The 15423-nt window shown below is 71.9% G+C and carries 10 protein-coding genes and 2 pseudogenes; 8 read left to right on the forward strand and 4 right to left on the reverse strand.

The window, feature by feature from the left end; translation table 11 throughout:
* Nucleotides 1–160: 160 nt before the first annotated feature.
* Nucleotides 161–1600, reverse strand: a complete 1440-nt coding sequence (gene gndA, locus ACFYRY_RS39175) for an NADP-dependent phosphogluconate dehydrogenase (protein WP_389157136.1) — start codon at nt 1598–1600, stop codon at nt 161–163.
* Between the two features lie 403 nt (nt 1601–2003).
* On the opposite strand from gndA, the pseudogene ACFYRY_RS39180 reads away from it, so the two are divergent.
* Nucleotides 2004–2183 (forward strand): annotated as a pseudogene (locus ACFYRY_RS39180) (transglycosylase family protein); the annotation flags it as partial.
* Between the two features lie 222 nt (nt 2184–2405).
* A pseudogene (locus tag ACFYRY_RS39185) lies at nt 2406–3182 on the forward strand (peptidoglycan DD-metalloendopeptidase family protein); the annotation flags it as partial.
* Here the strand turns inward: ACFYRY_RS39185 and ACFYRY_RS39190 are convergent.
* Nucleotides 3172–4410, reverse strand: a complete 1239-nt coding sequence (locus ACFYRY_RS39190) for a DMT family transporter (RefSeq protein WP_389157139.1) — start codon at nt 4408–4410, stop codon at nt 3172–3174. The pseudogene ACFYRY_RS39185 and the gene ACFYRY_RS39190 sit on opposite strands and share 11 nt — an antisense overlap.
* Before the next feature lie 210 nt (nt 4411–4620).
* Here ACFYRY_RS39190 and ACFYRY_RS39195 point away from each other — a divergent pair, with 210 nt between their 5' ends.
* The 6 genes from ACFYRY_RS39195 (at nt 4621) to ACFYRY_RS39220 (ending at nt 13698) form a co-directional block, all read left to right on the forward strand.
* Complete coding sequence (locus ACFYRY_RS39195) at nt 4621–5376, forward strand: (2Fe-2S)-binding protein (RefSeq protein WP_389157142.1); 756 nt, start codon at nt 4621–4623, stop codon at nt 5374–5376.
* A 49-nt stretch (nt 5377–5425) separates the two neighbouring features.
* Nucleotides 5426–6577 (forward strand): glycogen synthase, encoded by a 1152-nt coding sequence (gene glgA, locus ACFYRY_RS39200; protein WP_389157145.1) that lies wholly within the window; start codon nt 5426–5428, stop codon nt 6575–6577.
* A gap of 52 nt (nt 6578–6629) precedes the next feature.
* Complete coding sequence (glgC, locus tag ACFYRY_RS39205) at nt 6630–7850, forward strand: glucose-1-phosphate adenylyltransferase (protein ID WP_389157148.1); 1221 nt, start codon at nt 6630–6632, stop codon at nt 7848–7850.
* Between the two features lie 135 nt (nt 7851–7985).
* Nucleotides 7986–10589 carry a PA14 domain-containing protein gene (locus ACFYRY_RS39210; protein ID WP_389157151.1) on the forward strand — a complete coding sequence of 868 codons (2604 nt, stop codon included), beginning with the start codon at nt 7986–7988 and terminating at the stop codon, nt 10587–10589.
* Between the two features lie 167 nt (nt 10590–10756).
* Nucleotides 10757–12100 carry a wax ester/triacylglycerol synthase family O-acyltransferase gene (locus tag ACFYRY_RS39215; protein ID WP_389157154.1) on the forward strand — a complete coding sequence of 448 codons (1344 nt, stop codon included), beginning with the start codon at nt 10757–10759 and terminating at the stop codon, nt 12098–12100.
* A 104-nt stretch (nt 12101–12204) separates the two neighbouring features.
* Complete coding sequence (locus tag ACFYRY_RS39220) at nt 12205–13698, forward strand: SDR family NAD(P)-dependent oxidoreductase (protein ID WP_389157157.1); 1494 nt, start codon at nt 12205–12207, stop codon at nt 13696–13698.
* Between the two features lie 51 nt (nt 13699–13749).
* Here the strand turns inward: ACFYRY_RS39220 and ACFYRY_RS39225 are convergent, their stop codons facing one another.
* Together ACFYRY_RS39225 and ACFYRY_RS39230 are read right to left on the reverse strand one after the other, a co-directional pair.
* Nucleotides 13750–14553: an SDR family oxidoreductase gene (locus ACFYRY_RS39225; RefSeq protein WP_389157160.1), complete on the reverse strand. Its 804-nt coding sequence runs from the start codon at nt 14551–14553 to the stop codon at nt 13750–13752.
* Between the two features lie 25 nt (nt 14554–14578).
* Entirely contained in the window at nt 14579–15031 is a 453-nt protein-coding gene (locus ACFYRY_RS39230) for a hypothetical protein (protein ID WP_389157435.1), read from the reverse strand.
* Between the last annotated feature and the right edge of the window lie 392 nt (nt 15032–15423).

Genomic DNA, 15423 nt, shown 5'->3' on the forward strand with positions numbered 1-15423 from the left:
GCGGGGGGCGCCCCCCCCCCCCCCCCCGCGCGCCGCGCCGCGTGGCGCCGGGGGCTCTACCGCCCCCGGGGCCAACCCCCCCCCCCCCCGGGGGGGGGGGGGCCCCCCGGGGGCCCCCCCACCGCCGTTCGGTCGTGCTGTGCCGTTCCGGCATCCGCCTCTAGGCGGACACCTCCGACCGGTCCCCGCCCCACAGGGTGTGGAACGAGCCGTCCCGGTCGGTCCGGCGGTAGGTGTGGGCGCCGAAGAAGTCCCGCTGCCCCTGGGTGAGTGCGGCGGGCAGACGCTCGGCGCGCAGGGCGTCGTAGTAGGCGAGGGCCGCGGCGAAGCCCGGGGTCGGGACGCCCTGGCGGGTCGCGGCGATGATGACCTCGCGCCAGTCGTCCTGGGCGGCGGCGATCTCCTGGGCGAACGTGTCGTCGGACAGCAGGCTGGGCAGGTCGGCGCGGGTGTCGTAGGCCGCGCGGATACGGTCCAGGAAGGCGGCGCGGATGATGCAGCCGCCCCGCCAGATCGCGGACACGGAACCCAGGTCGATGTTCCAGTCGTACTCTTCGCTGCCGGCCGAGATCTCGTGGAAGCCCTGCGTGTACGACACGATCTTCGAGGCGTACAGCGCCTGCTCCACCCGGTCGGCGAAGGCACCGGCCTCCGACGGGCTCAGCGCGGTCGCCTTCGGCCCGGCCAGGCCGCGGGAGGCCTCGCGCAGTGCCGCGTGGCCGGAGAGGGAACGGGCGAACACCGCCTCCGCGATACCGGAGACCGGAACGCCGAGGTCCAGGGCGATCTGGACGGTCCAGCGGCCGGTGCCCTTCTGCTCGGCCTGGTCAACCAGCACGTCCACGAAGGGCTTGCCGGTGCTCGCGTCCACGTGGGACAGCACCTCGGCCGTGATCTCGATCAGGTAGGAGTCCAGGCGGCCGGTGTTCCAGGTGCGGAAGATCTCCGCGATCTGCGCGGGCTCGTACCCGGCGACGTCGCGCAGCAGTTGGTACGCCTCACCGATCAGCTGCATGTCGGCGTACTCGATGCCGTTGTGCACCATCTTCACGAAGTGCCCGGCGCCGTCGGGACCGACGTGCGTCACACAGGGCGACCCGTCCGCCGCCTTCGCGGAGATCTTCTCCAGCATCGGGCCGAGGGAGTCGTACGACTCGACGGGACCGCCCGGCATGATGCTCGGTCCGTGCAGCGCGCCCTCCTCGCCGCCGGAGACGCCCATGCCGACGAAGTGGATGCCCTGTTCGCGCAGTTCACGCTCGCGGCGTCGGGTGTCCGCGAAGTGCGCGTTGCCGCCGTCGATGATCATGTCGCCGGGCTCAAGGAGCGGGGCGAACTCCTGGATCACCGCGTCGGTGGGCTCGCCCGCCTTGACCATGACGACCAGACGGCGCGGCCGTTCCAGCGCGGCGACGAACTCCTTGGCGGTCTCGGCCGCGATGAAGTCGCCCTCGCTGCCGAACTCCTCGACCAGGGCGTGCGTACGCGACGCCGTCCGGTTGTGCAGGGCGACCGTGTAGCCGTTGCGGGCGAAGTTGCGGGCGAGGTTGCGGCCCATGACCGCGAGTCCCGTGACGCCGATCTGGGCTGTAGTGCTCATGCGGTGTGGCTCCTAAAGGATCCCGTGGAGGATTCCGGTCGTCGGGGCTGTCGGTCGTACCGCCAGTCTGCCCCACCGACCATCGTGACGTGCCGGTACACCGTCCGCGCATCCGGGCCGTTCGGTGTTCCGCAGGCAGATACGCACAGGAGGCCCCACCTTCCTCAGACGTTTCGCAACTACCGTTTTTTCCCGGTTCGCTTCGCCCGAAGCGCGGCCGATTGCCGCCTTGTCATGGCCTGTTCGCGGCACTTACTTTTGCCCCTTCCGACGCATGTGTAGGGGGCTTTCCATGGCCGTACGCGGCCGGCACCGCCGGTATCAGCCGAACAGGATCAACCGAGCCTCGCTCACCGTCACGGCGGGCGGCGCCGGAATGGCGATCCCGCTCATCGGCACCGGCATGGCCCAGGCCGCCGACGTGGAAACCTGGAACAAGGTCGCCGCCTGCGAGTCGACCAACGACTGGAACATCAACTCCGGCAACGGCTTCTACGGCGGGCTGCAGTTCACCCAGTCCACCTGGGAGGCGTACGGCGGCACGCGGTACGCGCCGCGAGCGGATCTGGCCACCCGGGACCAGCAGATCGCCGTGGCGGAGAAGGTGCTCGACGCGCAGGGGCCCGGCGCCTGGCCGCAGTGCTCCGTGCGGGCCGGGCTGACCCGGGGCGGGAGCACCCCGGACGTCCGTCCCGCCGGCTATCGCGACAGCGGCTCCCGCGGCGCCACCACCGAGAGGTCGGACGGCGCCGACGGCAAGAAGCAGGACAGTGCCACGGGCCGGAGGTCGGGTGCCTCCGCCCCCGACGTGCAGCCGCAGACCACGCCCCAGTCCCGGGCCGGGACCGCGCAGATGTACACGGTGGTCCGCGGCGACTCGCTGTCCGCCATCGCCGACACCGAGCGCGTCCGGGGCGGCTGGCAGGGGCTGTACACGGCCAACCGGAAGACCATCGGCTCGGACCCGGATCTGATCATGCCGGGGCAGCGGCTGAGTCTGCGAGGTCAGGACACCGGCACCACGACGCCCCGGGCGGGCGCCGAGTCCACCGAGAAGACGTCGTCCTCCCGGACTCACGACAAGAAGTCCAGCACAAAGGACAAGAAGTCCCGCACCCAGCACAGACCGTCCCGCACACGGGACAGCCATGACACCGCGGAGAAGGCCACCCACAGCGGTTCGATGGTCGCGCCGGTCGGCGCGGGCACCGGAACGCCGTACCACCAGGCCGGCTCCTCCTGGTCGAAGGGCTACCACACCGGCGTCGACTTCCCCGTGCCCACCGGCACGTCCGTGAAGGCGGTCGGGGCGGGCACGGTCGTCAGCGCCGGCTGGGAGGGCTCCTTCGGGTACCAGGTGGTGATCCGGCACTCCGACGGCCGCTACAGCCAGTACGCCCACCTGTCGGCGATCTCCGTGCGGTCCGGGCAGACGGTCGGCGGCGGCCAGCGGATCGGCCGCTCGGGGTCCACCGGCAACAGCACGGGCCCGCATCTGCACTTCGAGGTGCGGACGGGGCCCGGCTTCGGTACCGACATCGACCCGGTGGCCTATCTGAGGGCCGGCGGCGTCAGGATGTGACCCGCGTACGGCGCCGGTCGGGGACCGGCAGCGGGATGTACGGGCCGCCGTAGAAGGGCCCGTAGAGGTTCAGCGCGTTGTCGGGCACCGACGGCTCCGGCTCCTCGTGCCCGCCGCTCAGGGCGGCGGGCGCCGGGATGATCACGCCCTCCGGGGCGTCGGCCGGGACCGGGACGACCACGTCCTGCGCGGCTGGTGCCGGGACGAGGTCCGCGGGCGCGAGCGACGGGACGAGCACGCTGCCCCGCAGCGCCGCGACCCGCTGTTCCGGCAGCAGCGCCAGGAGCCCCTCGGCCAGGTCCCCGGCGGCGACCGGCCCAGCGGGGCTGGACCCGGCGCCGGCGGGCTGGGCGTCGGCGGGCTCGGGGAGCGTCGGCGTCGCCTGCTCCTCGGCGTGGGTGCGCGCGATCCGCTCCGTGGTCAGGAGGATCAGACCGCCCGCCGCGACCACACCGCAGCCCAGGGCGAGCGCGGTGCCCGTCGTGCCGTAGCGGAAGGTTTCGCCGAACATCGTGATGCCGACCGCGGCCGCCACCACCGGGTTGACGACCGTGAGCGTCGCCAGCGGGGCCGCGAGACCGGCGCCCCGGTAGGCGGCCTGCGACAGCATCATGCCGGCCGTGGCCAGCACGCCTATCACGGCCAGGGAGGGCACATCGGCCGCGGAGACGCCACCGGCCCAGTCGACGGCGACCGTCTTCGTGAACACCGAGGACATGCCGAAGGCGATGCCGGACGCCGTCGCGAGCAGGATGCTGCGCACCGCCGGGTGCCGGTGGGCGGCCCGGCCCGCGATCATCAGCGTGACCACCGCGCCGGCGGTGACCACGGCCACGACCACCCGCTGGGTGGTGTCCAGCGACTGCGCCTCGGACGCGCCGACCAGCGACAGCAGACCGGCCAGACCCGCCGTCGCCATGATCGCGCCCCGCCAGGCGGTCGCCCCGGCCCTGCGGCCCACGAACAGGGCCGCCATCGGCAGGGCGAACACTATGGTCAGCGCGCCGAGCGGCTGGACCAGGCTCAGCGGGCCGTAGGCGAGCGCCACCACGTGCAGCAGTCCGCCGAGACCGTTCAGGGCGACCGCCGCCCACCAGCCCGGGCGGCGCAGCGGCGCGTACTGTTCGTCGGGCGAGGACACCGCGACCTGCTCCTGCACGATCGCTCCGGCCGCGTAGGCCACGGCGGAGACGAGCGACAGCAGCACGGACAACGCGAGGGCACTCATCAGTTGCTCCTCTGCGTGAGGCGGGGGCGGGGCGCCCGGCGCGACGAACGGTCGGCTTCCATACGCAACACGATCCCGTGAAAACTTCTTCCCGTCGTCGTCCCTGAGCAGGCAATGGGTCCTACTGCCGATGGAGTACGAAACGGGCGCCATCATCCCCAAGGTGGGGTATCCGGGTCGGGCCCCTCCGGGTTGCGACCCCGAGGGGCCTTGGTACTACTGCTCTTCGTGGACCTCGACCCCGACCTCGCCGCGCTCCGCCCACTCGGCGGCTTCTTCGCCCTGCGCACGACCGGAGGGCGGCGACCACCGCTGCCGACGCTCGAACGTGTGTATGAGGAAGGGGCGTCGGATGGTTCTGGACATTCTATAACTTTCCGCGTCAACAAGGTGGTGAACGCCCTCCGCGCCCCCGAGGTGCGGATCGGGGCCTCCGTGGCCCACCAGGGCCTCGCCGCACGCCTCTGGTCGACGGCGCTGGGCTGCGCCGCCCTCTACGAGCGGGTCCCCGACCTCGACCCGCGGCTGCTGCACTGGGACCCGGACGGCACCGCCCCCGACGACCTGTGGCTGACCGCCCTACGGCCCCTGCCCGCGGACGTGGAGACCCTCACCGACGTCGTCCTGACCGCCCACCTGCGACCGTTGACCGACCTCCTGCACACCCGTCACCGCTTGGCCGAGGGCCTGCTGTGGGGCAACGCGGCCTCCGCGCTGACGGGCGCCGCCCGCCAGCTGGACGGCTGGGCGCGGGCGCACGGTCGTACGGACGTCGGCGAGCGGGCCCGCGAACTCACGGCGGGGTTGCTCGCCCACCCTCTCCTGGCCGGCACCGGCACCCTGACCGGCACCGCGTTCCGGCGCCGCAGCTGCTGCCTCTACTACCGCGTCCCCGGCGGCGGGGTCTGCGGTGACTGTTGCTTCCTACGAACCCCGCGCTCTTCCCCACGCGCGTCATCTGGGTGACCATGAAGACCATGAAGGCAATCAGCGGCTGAGAGACAGGGGGTTCCGGGTGCGAGTGGGACTGCTGACCCGGGAGTACCCGCCGGACGTGTACGGCGGTGCGGGTGTCCATGTCGAGTTCCTCGCCCGGGAGCTGAGATCCCTCGTCGATCTGGACGTGCACTGCTGGGGAGAGGGCCGCGCGGAGGGCGTGATCCGGCATCGCCCCTGGTCGGCGCTGGACACCGCCAACGACGCGCTGCGCACCTTCTCCGTGGACCTCGCCATGACGGCCGGCCTCGAAGGCCGCGACCTGGTCCACTCGCACACCTGGTACGCCAACCTGGCCGGCCATCTCGGCAAGCTGCTGTACGGCATCCCGCACGTGGTGACCGCGCACTCCCTGGAGCCCCTGCGCCCCTGGAAGGCCGAGCAGCTCGGCGGCGGATACGCCCTGTCCAGCTGGGCCGAGCGCACCGCGATCGAGAGCGCCGACGCGGTGGTCGCCGTCTCGGGTGCCATGCGCGAGGACATCCTCGGCTGCTACCCGGCGCTGGATCCGGCCAAGGTCCACATCGTGCACAACGGCATCGACACCACCCTCTACCGGCCCGACCCCGGCACCGACGCGCTGCGCCGCATCGGCCTCGACCCCGACCGCCCGTACGTTCTGTTCGTCGGCCGTATCACCCGCCAGAAGGGCGTGCCCCATCTGCTGCGGGCGGTGCGGAAGATCGACCCGGCGGCCCAGGTCGTGCTGTGCGCGGGTGCCCCCGACACTCCGGAGATCGACCAGGAGTTCCGGGACCTCTTCGGGGAACTCAGCCGCGTCCGCGAGGGCGTGCACTGGATCCCGCAGATGCTGCCGCGGCCCGAGGTGATCCAGCTCCTCACGCACGCCGCCGTGTTCGTCTGCCCCTCGGTGTACGAACCCCTCGGGATCGTCAACCTCGAGGCGATGGCCTGCGGGACTCCTGTCGTGGCCTCCCGGGTCGGCGGGATCCCCGAGGCCGTGGAGGACGGCGGGACGGGGGTACTCGTCCCCGTGGACGACGATTTCGAGGCGGGCCTCGCGCAGGCGTTGGACACGGTGCTCGGTGATCCGGTGGCCGCTCGGGCGATGGGTGAGGCCGGGCGGGAGCGCGCGGTGGGCGAGTTCGGCTGGGACGCGGTCGCCCGTCGTACGGTCCGGCTCTACGAGGAGATCGTCAAGCAAGCGTAAGCCGCCCCGTGCGAGGGCAGGCATGGGTCAAACCAGCGTGAGGGGAGCGGCCATGCGTCGTGGTGGTCCTTCGGTGCTCGGCATCGTACTGGCGGGCGGAGAAGGCAAGCGGCTGATGCCGCTGACCGCGGACCGCGCGAAACCGGCGGTCACCTTCGGCGGCACGTACCGCCTGGTCGACTTCGTGCTGTCCAACCTCGTCAATGCCGACGTCCTGCGCATCTGCGTGCTCACGCAGTACAAGTCGCACTCGCTGGACCGGCACATCACCACCACCTGGCGGATGTCCAGTCTGCTCGGCAACTACATCACTCCGGTCCCTGCCCAGCAGCGCCTCGGCCCCCGCTGGTACCTGGGCAGTGCGGACGCGATTCTGCAGTCCCTGAACCTCATCTACGACGAGCGCCCCGAGTACGTCGCCGTCTTCGGCGCCGACCACGTCTACCGCATGGACCCGCGCCAGATGGTCAACCAGCACATCGAGAGCGGCGCGGGCGTGACGGTGGCCGGCATACGCGTCCCGCGCGGCGAGTCGTCCGCGTTCGGCGTGATCACCCCCGGCTCGGACGGCCAGACGGTCGAGCGGTTCCTGGAGAAGCCCGCCGACCCGCCCGGTCTGGCCGACGACCCGGAGAGCGTGTTCGCCTCCATGGGCAACTACATCTTCACCACCAAGGCCCTCATCGAGGCGCTGCAGCGGGACTCCGAGGACCCGCAGTCCGTGCACGACATGGGCGGCTCGATCCTGCCCCAGCTCACCGGCCGGGGCGAGGCCCACCTGTACGACTTCAGCGCCAACCACGTCCCCGGCGAGACCACCCGCGACCAGGGATACTGGCGTGACGTGGGCACCCTGGACGCGTACTACGACGCCCACATGGACCTCATCGCCGAGCGGCCCGCGTTCAACCTCTACAACCGGCAGTGGCCCATCTACACCCACTCCGGCCAGCTCTCCCCGGCCCGTTTCAACGCCGGTGGCATCGCCAGCGAGTCCATCATCAGCGCGGGCTGCCTGATCCGGGGCCAGGTCACCCGGTCGGTGCTCTCGCCGGGGGTGGTGGTCGACCCGGGTGCGGTCGTCCAGGGCTCGGTGCTGCACGACAACGTGCACATCGGGCGGGGCGCGGTGGTGCGGGGCGCCGTCCTGGACAAGAACGTCGAGGTGCCCCCGGGGGCGACGATCGGCGTCAACCCGGAGCGGGACGCGGAGCTCTACACGGTTTCCAAGGGCGGGGTGATCGCGCTCGGGAAGGGGCAGCGGGTGCCCTGACCTCTCAGGGCGGCCCCGATGACCGGTGCGCACCGGGGCCGCCGCGACGTCACGTCGTGATGCCCTCTGGACGGTGGGTGGAATGCGTGTTGTCATGCCAACTCCGTAGCATGACAACGTTGTTATGGGGGTTCAGTGCACCGCACCCGCCTCAGAAACCGACTCTCCTTACTCCTCGCCGCGCTCCTCGGCCTCGCCGGGCTGACCGCGGCACCCGCCCTGGCCGACGACGCGGTCGAGGCCCGTGGGCTGAAGGGTGAGTACTACACCCAGTCCGCCCCCGGCGCCTTCGACTTCCACGAGCTCAAGGCCACCACCTTCGACCCGGCCATCGACTTCGACACCCTGGAGCCGCGGCTCGCCGCCGCCACCGGCCGCGCGGACGACGTCAGCGTCCGCTGGACCGGCCGGATCGTGCCGGAGCGGACCGGTCCGCACACCTTCTCGGTGATCGGCGACAACGGCTTCCGGCTGTGGATCGACGGCAGGCTCCTCATCGACCACTGGGTCGACGACTGGGACCGCGAACAGACCGCCACCCCGATCGAGCTGACCGCCGGCACCGCCTACGACATCAAGATCGAGTACTTCGAGCACTACGGCGGCTCCAACCTCCACCTGCGCTGGACCGAGCCCGGCGGCAGCAAGGAGGCCGTCCCGCAGTCGGCCTTCCGGCTGCCCGCCGGGTTCGACTACGACGGGCCGATCGCGACCACCGTCCTCGGTGACGGCCGCACCCTGAGGCTCGACTTCGCCCAGCGCCTCGCCCCGCCCCCGGCCGGTCTGGCCGACCACCTCGAAGCGGTGATCGGCGGCGCCGCATGGCCGCTCGGCGCGGTCAAGCCGGACCCCGCGGACCCGAGCGCCCTGCTCGTCGCCCTCGACCAACCCGTCGTCGGCAACAAGACCGGCACCGCACGCGGCACGGCCGACCTCCGCTACGACGGGAACGGCGGCCTCACCGACACCGGGGGCGACGTTGTCGGGGCGTTCTGGAGCAGCGGCTCCAACCACTCCACGTACCAGCTGCGCACCCGCTGGGCCGACGAGGTCGGACCGGACAACGCCCACCCCGAGTACCCGCGCCCGCAGCTGACCCGTGACGCCTGGCGCAATCTCAACGGGCGCTGGCAGTTCGCCGCGGCCAAGGCGGGGGAGGGGCCGCCCGTCGGCAGGAACCTGGCGGAGCGCGTCCTGGTGCCCTACCCCGTCGAGTCCCAGCTCTCCGGCATCGAGCGGCACGAGGACCGCATGTGGTACCGGCGTACCTTCACGGTCCCCGCCGACTGGCACATCGGCTCGGGCAAGCGACTGCGGCTCAACTTCGGCGCGGTCGACTGGCGCTCCGAGGTCTACGTCAACGGCACGAAGGTCGCCGAGCACCAGGGCGGCTACGACAAGTTCGGCGCCGACGTCACCGACGCGCTCAAGCCCGGCCGCACCCAGGAGCTGATCGTCGGTGTCTACGACCCGACGGACGCGGTGAACGGCGAGAACCCGCCCCTGGGCAAGCAGCGCCTGGACCCGAGCGGGATCTGGTACACCCCGAGCTCCGGCATCTGGCAGACGGTGTGGATGGAGCCGGTGGCGCGCGACCACGTCGGCTCGCTCAAGCTGACCCCGGACGTCGACGCCGGCCGGCTCACGGTCGAGGCGCAGGGGGTCCGTCCCGGCGTACCGATCACGGCGACGGCGTACGACGGCGGACGCAGGGTCGCCACGGCGCGCGGCCGGACCGGCGGGCCGCTGACCCTGACGATCGAGAACCCGCGTCTGTGGTCGCCCGACGATCCGTTCCTCTACGACCTGAGGGTGACCGTCGGCACCGACCGGGTGGGCAGCTACTTCGGCATGCGCTCCATCACCGTCCACCAGGTGAACGGTGTCCCGCGTACCCTCCTCAACGGTCAGCCGGTCTTCATGATGGCCACCCTCGACCAGGGCTTCTGGCCGGACGGACTGCACACCGCGCCGACCGACGAGGCCCTCGCCTCCGACCTGAGGGTCCACAAGAAGCTGGGCTTCAACGCGGTCCGCAAGCACATCAAGGTCGAGCCCGACCGCTGGTTCTACTGGGCCGACCGGCTGGGTCTCCTGGTGTGGCAGGACATGCCCGCGATGACCGCGGGAGTGAACCCGAGCGCCGCCGCCCGCGCCGAGTACGAGCGGGAGATGAAGGAGCTGATCGACGAGCACGTCAGCAGCCCGTCGGTGGTCATGTGGGTGACCTTCAACGAGGGCTGGGGCCAGTACGACGTCGGGCGCGTCGCCGAGCAGGCCAAGGCCTGGGACCCGACCCGGCTGGTCAACAACCAGTCGGGCCTCAACCTCGGAGCCGACGGCGACGCCGGCGACATCATGGACGAGCACGGCTACCCCAGCCCCGCCCTGCCGCCCCGCCCGGACGGCAGACGGGCCCTGGTCAGCGGCGAGTACGGCGGACTGGGACTGGCGGTGCCGGGACACGCCTGGTCGGTCCAGCAGTCGTACGTCGACGTCGACCCGGCGACCTACACCGACGACTACCTGACCAAGCTCGACGAGGTACGCGCCCTGGCCTGCCGGGGCGGCAACGGTGCCGTCTACACGCAGATCTCGGACGTGGAGGGTGAGCTGAACGGTCTGCTGACCTACGACCGGAAGGTGCTGAAGCCGGACGTGGCGCGGCTGAAGGCCGCTCACCGGGCGCTGATCCGGGACGCCTCCCGGGCCACGCCCGCCGGCTGCCCCGCGCACTGAGGCGCCCGCGAAAAACGGATGTGACCACAGACGGCCCACGAGTCCCGCCTCTTCCGAGAGGCGGGACTTAATCTGCTTTTAACTGTGCGTAGCATGACCGTGCTTGACCGTAATCGCCTGTGGGCGGTTGACTGCTGACTCACCCGTCGTCGAAGCGAGGCAAGCCATTGACTTCTCACCTGCTGGCCCCTCTCGACCTGGCGTTCTGGAACATGGAATCCGCCGAGCACCCGATGCACCTGGGCGCACTCGGCGTCTTCACGGCCCAGTCGCCCAGCGCCGCCGCCCACGCCGCCGACCTGCTCGCCGCCCGGGCCGCCGCGGTGCCCGGGCTGCGGATGCGGATCCGGGACGTGTGGCCCCTGGGCTTCCCGACCGCGTTCGGCGGGGCCGCCCGGGAGCCCGATCCCGACTTCGACCCGCTCGACCACGTCACGCTGGGCGCGCCCACCGCGGACTTCCAGGCCGAGGCCGGCCGCCTCATGCAGCGGCCGCTGGAGCGCGGTCGGCCGCCCTGGGAGGTACATGTGCTGCCGGGACAGGACGGCCTCTCGTTCGCCGTGCTGTTCAAGTTCCACCACGCCCTGGCCGACGGACTGCGCGCACTGACGCTCGCCGCCGCCGTCCTGGACCCGATGGACATGCCCGCGCCGCGCCCCCGTCCCGTCGAGCCGCCGCGCGGTCTCGTCCTCCCGGACGTCCGCACACTGCCGAACGTCCTGCGCGGCGTCCTGGCCGGTGCCCTCTCGGACGTGGGCCGCGCGCTCGACATCGGCGCCTCCGTCGCCCTCTCCACCCTGGACGTGCGGTCCTCCGCCGCCCTCACCGCCGGGTCCACCGGCACCCGCCGCACCGCCGGAGTGGTCATCGACCTCGACGATGTGCACCGTGTCCGCAAGGTCGTCGGCGGCACCGTCAACGACGTCCTGATCGCGGTCGTCGCGGGCGCCCTGCGCCGCTGGCTCGACGAGCGCGGCGACGGCAGCGAGGGTGTGGCGCCCCGCGCCCTGATCCCGGTCTCCAAGCGCCGCCCGCGCACCGCCCACCCGCAGGGCAACCGGCTCTCCGGCTACCTGATGCGGCTGCCCGTCTCCGATCCCGACCCGCTTCGGCGCCTCGCGACGGTTCGCGCGGCCATGGACCGCAACAAGGACGCCGGCCCCAACCGGGGCCCGGGGGCCGTCGCCCTGCTCGCCGACCATGTGCCGGCGCTGGGCCACCGGCTCGGCGGACCGCTGGTCGGCCAGGCCGCCCGGCTCTGGTTCGACATCCTGGTGACCAGCGTGCCCCTGCCGAGCATCGGACTGAAGCTCGGCGGCAACCCGGTCACCGCGGTGTACCCCTTCGCCCCGCTGGCCCGCGGCCAGTCCCTCGCCGTCGCGATCTCGACCTACCGCGGACGCGTCCACTACGGCCTGGTCGCCGACGCCCACGCCGTCCCCGACCTGGACCGGCTGGCCCGCGCCCTCACCGAGGAGGTCGAGACGCTCATCACCGCCTGCGAGGCGTGATCCTCGCGGTTTGGCGCCGCGGCCCGACCCTGTCGTAAAATTCGCCGTTCGAAAGCGGACGCCGTCGGAGCGCCGCGCGGAAGACCCAGGGAACGGCAGCGGCCATGACGGTGACAGACAACGGCTCGGCGACCACGGACGAGGTGGTGTACGGGCCCGGCATCGACCCGGAGCGGCTGGCCGTCTGCCTGAGCGTGCTCGACGAACTCGACAAGCTGGACGTCGACCACCCCGACGCGATCGCCGTGCGCCGGGCCACCGCCGGCATCTACCGCACCGTGAAGCAGCGCCGCCGCCAGGAGCGCCGAGCCGCCAAGACCGCCCACGACAAGGCGGTCACGGAGGCCACCGCGACCGGCTCCGCCCAGCGCATCGACGACGAGACGGAGGGCATCCTGCCGTCGTCGGCCACCGAGGAGGGCAGGATCGCGGGGATCCTCCAGCGACCCCGCTCCTGCTACACCTGCAAGGCCCGGTTCGTGGAGGTCGACTACTTCTACCACCAGCTGTGTCCCGACTGCGCACGGCTGAACCGCTCCAAGCGCGACGCCCGCGCCGACCTCACCGGCAAGCGCGCCCTGCTCACCGGCGGCCGCGCCAAGATCGGCATGTACATCGCGCTGCGGCTGCTGCGCGACGGCGCGCACACGACGATCACCACGCGCTTCCCCAAGGACGCCATCCGCCGCTTCAAGGCCATGGACGACTCGGGGGACTGGATGCACCGCCTGGAGGTCGTCGGCATCGACCTGCGCGACCCGGCGCAGGCCGTGACCCTCGCCGACCAGGTCGCCGAGGCGGGGCAGCTCGACATCCTCATCAACAACGCGACCCAGACCGTGCGCCGTCTGCCCTCCGCCTACGCCGCCCTGGTCGACGGCGAGGGCGCCCCGCTGCCCGCCGGCGAACTGCCCGCCCACCACGTCATCGGCGCCTTCGGCTCCGGCGCGGTCGACGGCCTCGCCGCGCTGCCCGTCGGCATCAGCGGCCTCGACGCACAGCAGGTCGCCGACCTCGCCCTGGTCGCGGGCAACGCCAGCGTCGCCCGGCACCTCGACGGCACCGCCATCGACGCGGGCGGCCTCGTCCCCGACGTCGTCGACAGCAACACCTGGGTGCAGACCATCGAGCAGATCTCCCCCGTGGAGCTCCTCGAGACCCAGCTGTGCAACTACACCGCGCCGTTCATCCTGATCAGCAAGCTCCGTCCGGTCATGGCCGAGGCCGCCAGGAAGACGCCGAGCGGACGTGCGTACGTCGTGAACGTCTCGGCGATGGAGGGCGTCTTCGGCCGCGGCTACAAGGGCGCGGGCCATCCGAACACGAACGCCGCCAAGGCCGCGATGAACATGGTGACGCGGACCAGCGCGCAGGAGATGTTCCAGTCCGACGGCATCCTCATGACCTCGGTCGACACCGGCTGGATCACCGACGAACGCCCCCACTACGACAAGCTGCGCCTCGCCGAGGAGGGCTTCCACGCCCCGCTCGACCTGGTCGACGGCGCCGCCCGCGTCTACGACCCGATCGTGCGCGGTGAGGAGGGCGAGGACGTGTACGGCGTCTTCCTGAAGGACTACGCGCCGGGCAAGTGGTAACAGTCGCGCGCCGGGCATGAGCCGTGCGTGAGGCGGTCGGTGGCGCCGGGATCAACCGCGGGGCCCGGCGGGCCGGTCGTGCGGTTCCCCGCGTCCCACGGGTGCCGTGTGGGCGGGCCGGACCCGGGTCCCGCCGTCCACCAGCAGATCGGCGCCGGTGACCCAGCGCGCGGCGTCCGACGCCAGCCACAGCACCGCCCGTGCCACGTCCTCGGGCTCGCCGATCCGTCCGAGCGGCAGTCCCGCCGCGATCTCCGTCTCCGCCGGTTCCCAGACGAACCGGGCCATCTCGGTCCGCACCAGCCCGGGGGAGACGGAGTTGACGCGCACCTTTGGCGCGAGCTCGCCCGCGAGTTGCCCGGTGAGGTGGAGCAACGCGGCCTTGCTGGTGCCGTACGCGCCCACGTGCGGACCGACGTGGCCCGCCCCCTCCGTGCAGATGTTGACCACCGAGCCCCCGTGCTCCCGCATCCAGCCCCGCCACGCCTGCTGGACGAGCCGCAGCGGTGCCTCGACGTTGACGGTGAAGGCGGTGCCCCACAGGTCCGGGTCGGCTTCCATGAGCGGCCCGTACGGCTGGTTGGTCGCCGCGTTGTTGACCAGTACGTCGAAGCGGCCGAACTCGCGCAGCACCAGCTCGGTGACCCGCTCCGGATGACCCGGGTCGGCGACGCTGCCCGCCAGTCCGATGCCGCCCAGTTCCTCGGCGGTCCGGCGCACGTCGTCGCCGTCCCGAGCGGTCACGCACACCAGCGCGCCGGCCGCGGCCAACTGCGCCGCCACGGCCCGCCCGATCCCCCGTGTCGCCCCGGTGACGACGGCGGCCCTGCCCTCGAGTCCGTACGACGACGTCATCGCCGTACCGTCTCATGACGGACCGTCAGTCAACAGCCCCAAGGCGCGAGTTGCGTGCCGCCAGCAGCTCCAGCACCGTGCGCCAGTCCTCCAGGACCCCGGCGTCGAACGTGGCGTGGCGGGCCTCCTCGTCGGCCTGGCGCAGGCGCAGCTGGTCGTCGTCGGTGAGTCGGCCGTCGGGGCGGTGGGCCCGGATCAGGCCGGCGACCCGCTCACCGAGGAGGGAGCGGACCGCGTCGGCGGCGCAGTCCGGGTGCGCGGTCCGGTCGCCGGGTCGCAGCAGCGGGCCGATCGCGTGCACCAGGCCCGCCACCTGGAGCTCCTTGTCGGCGGGCCGGGACCGGCGCAGCAGTGCGGCTGTCCGCAGCGCGTGCTGGTGGAGGTCGACCGGGCGGTCCCCTGGGAAGCCGGGCCCGCCGAACGCGCCCCGGCAGGCGTACAGCAGATCCATCAGCTCTTCGACACCGCGCAGCTCCATGCGCCAGTCCTCCCGCTGGACGAGCCTTGCCGGACGCCAGCAGATCATGGTCGGCTTGCGATTCGGCCAACGGGATCTGAACTGCGCCGCGCGTTCGTCCCCGTAGGCCGAACGGGCGACCACAAAAGGGGCGTCTCGGAAGGGAACAGGGCAGACTGTCCCTGGCTGTGCACGGGTTGACTTCGGATAGTTACCCTTTGTTTTCAGCCCTATCGAGCGGTACGCCGCTCATTTGGTTAGTCTGTAGCGGACGGACAGCAGTACGGGGTCCAACCCACACCCATGGTCCGTCCTGGGACCCGCCCGTTCACCACGGCCTGCTCTCATTCGAGAAACCGGCGCCACCGCGTCCGAACTGCCTCTAGCCATACCCAAGCGGGCGTCGGGAACCA

Origin of the sequence: Streptomyces sp. NPDC005263 (assembly GCF_042872365.1) — a bacterium.
In the GTDB taxonomy this organism is placed as follows: Bacteria; Actinomycetota; Actinomycetes; order Streptomycetales; family Streptomycetaceae; genus Streptomyces.

Coding starts and splice junctions, on each gene's coding strand:
- ACFYRY_RS39225 (WP_389157160.1), bottom strand. CDS start 14,553: ATGACGTCGTCGTACGGACTCGAGGGCAGGGCCGCCGTCGTCACCGGG.
- ACFYRY_RS39190 (WP_389157139.1), bottom strand. CDS start 4,410: ATGAGTGCCCTCGCGTTGTCCGTGCTGCTGTCGCTCGTCTCCGCCGTG.
- ACFYRY_RS39230 (WP_389157435.1), bottom strand. CDS start 15,031: ATGGAGCTGCGCGGTGTCGAAGAGCTGATGGATCTGCTGTACGCCTGC.
- glgC (WP_389157148.1), top strand. CDS start 6,630: ATGCGTCGTGGTGGTCCTTCGGTGCTCGGCATCGTACTGGCGGGCGGA.
- ACFYRY_RS39220 (WP_389157157.1), top strand. CDS start 12,205: ATGACGGTGACAGACAACGGCTCGGCGACCACGGACGAGGTGGTGTAC.
- gndA (WP_389157136.1), bottom strand. CDS start 1,600: ATGAGCACTACAGCCCAGATCGGCGTCACGGGACTCGCGGTCATGGGC.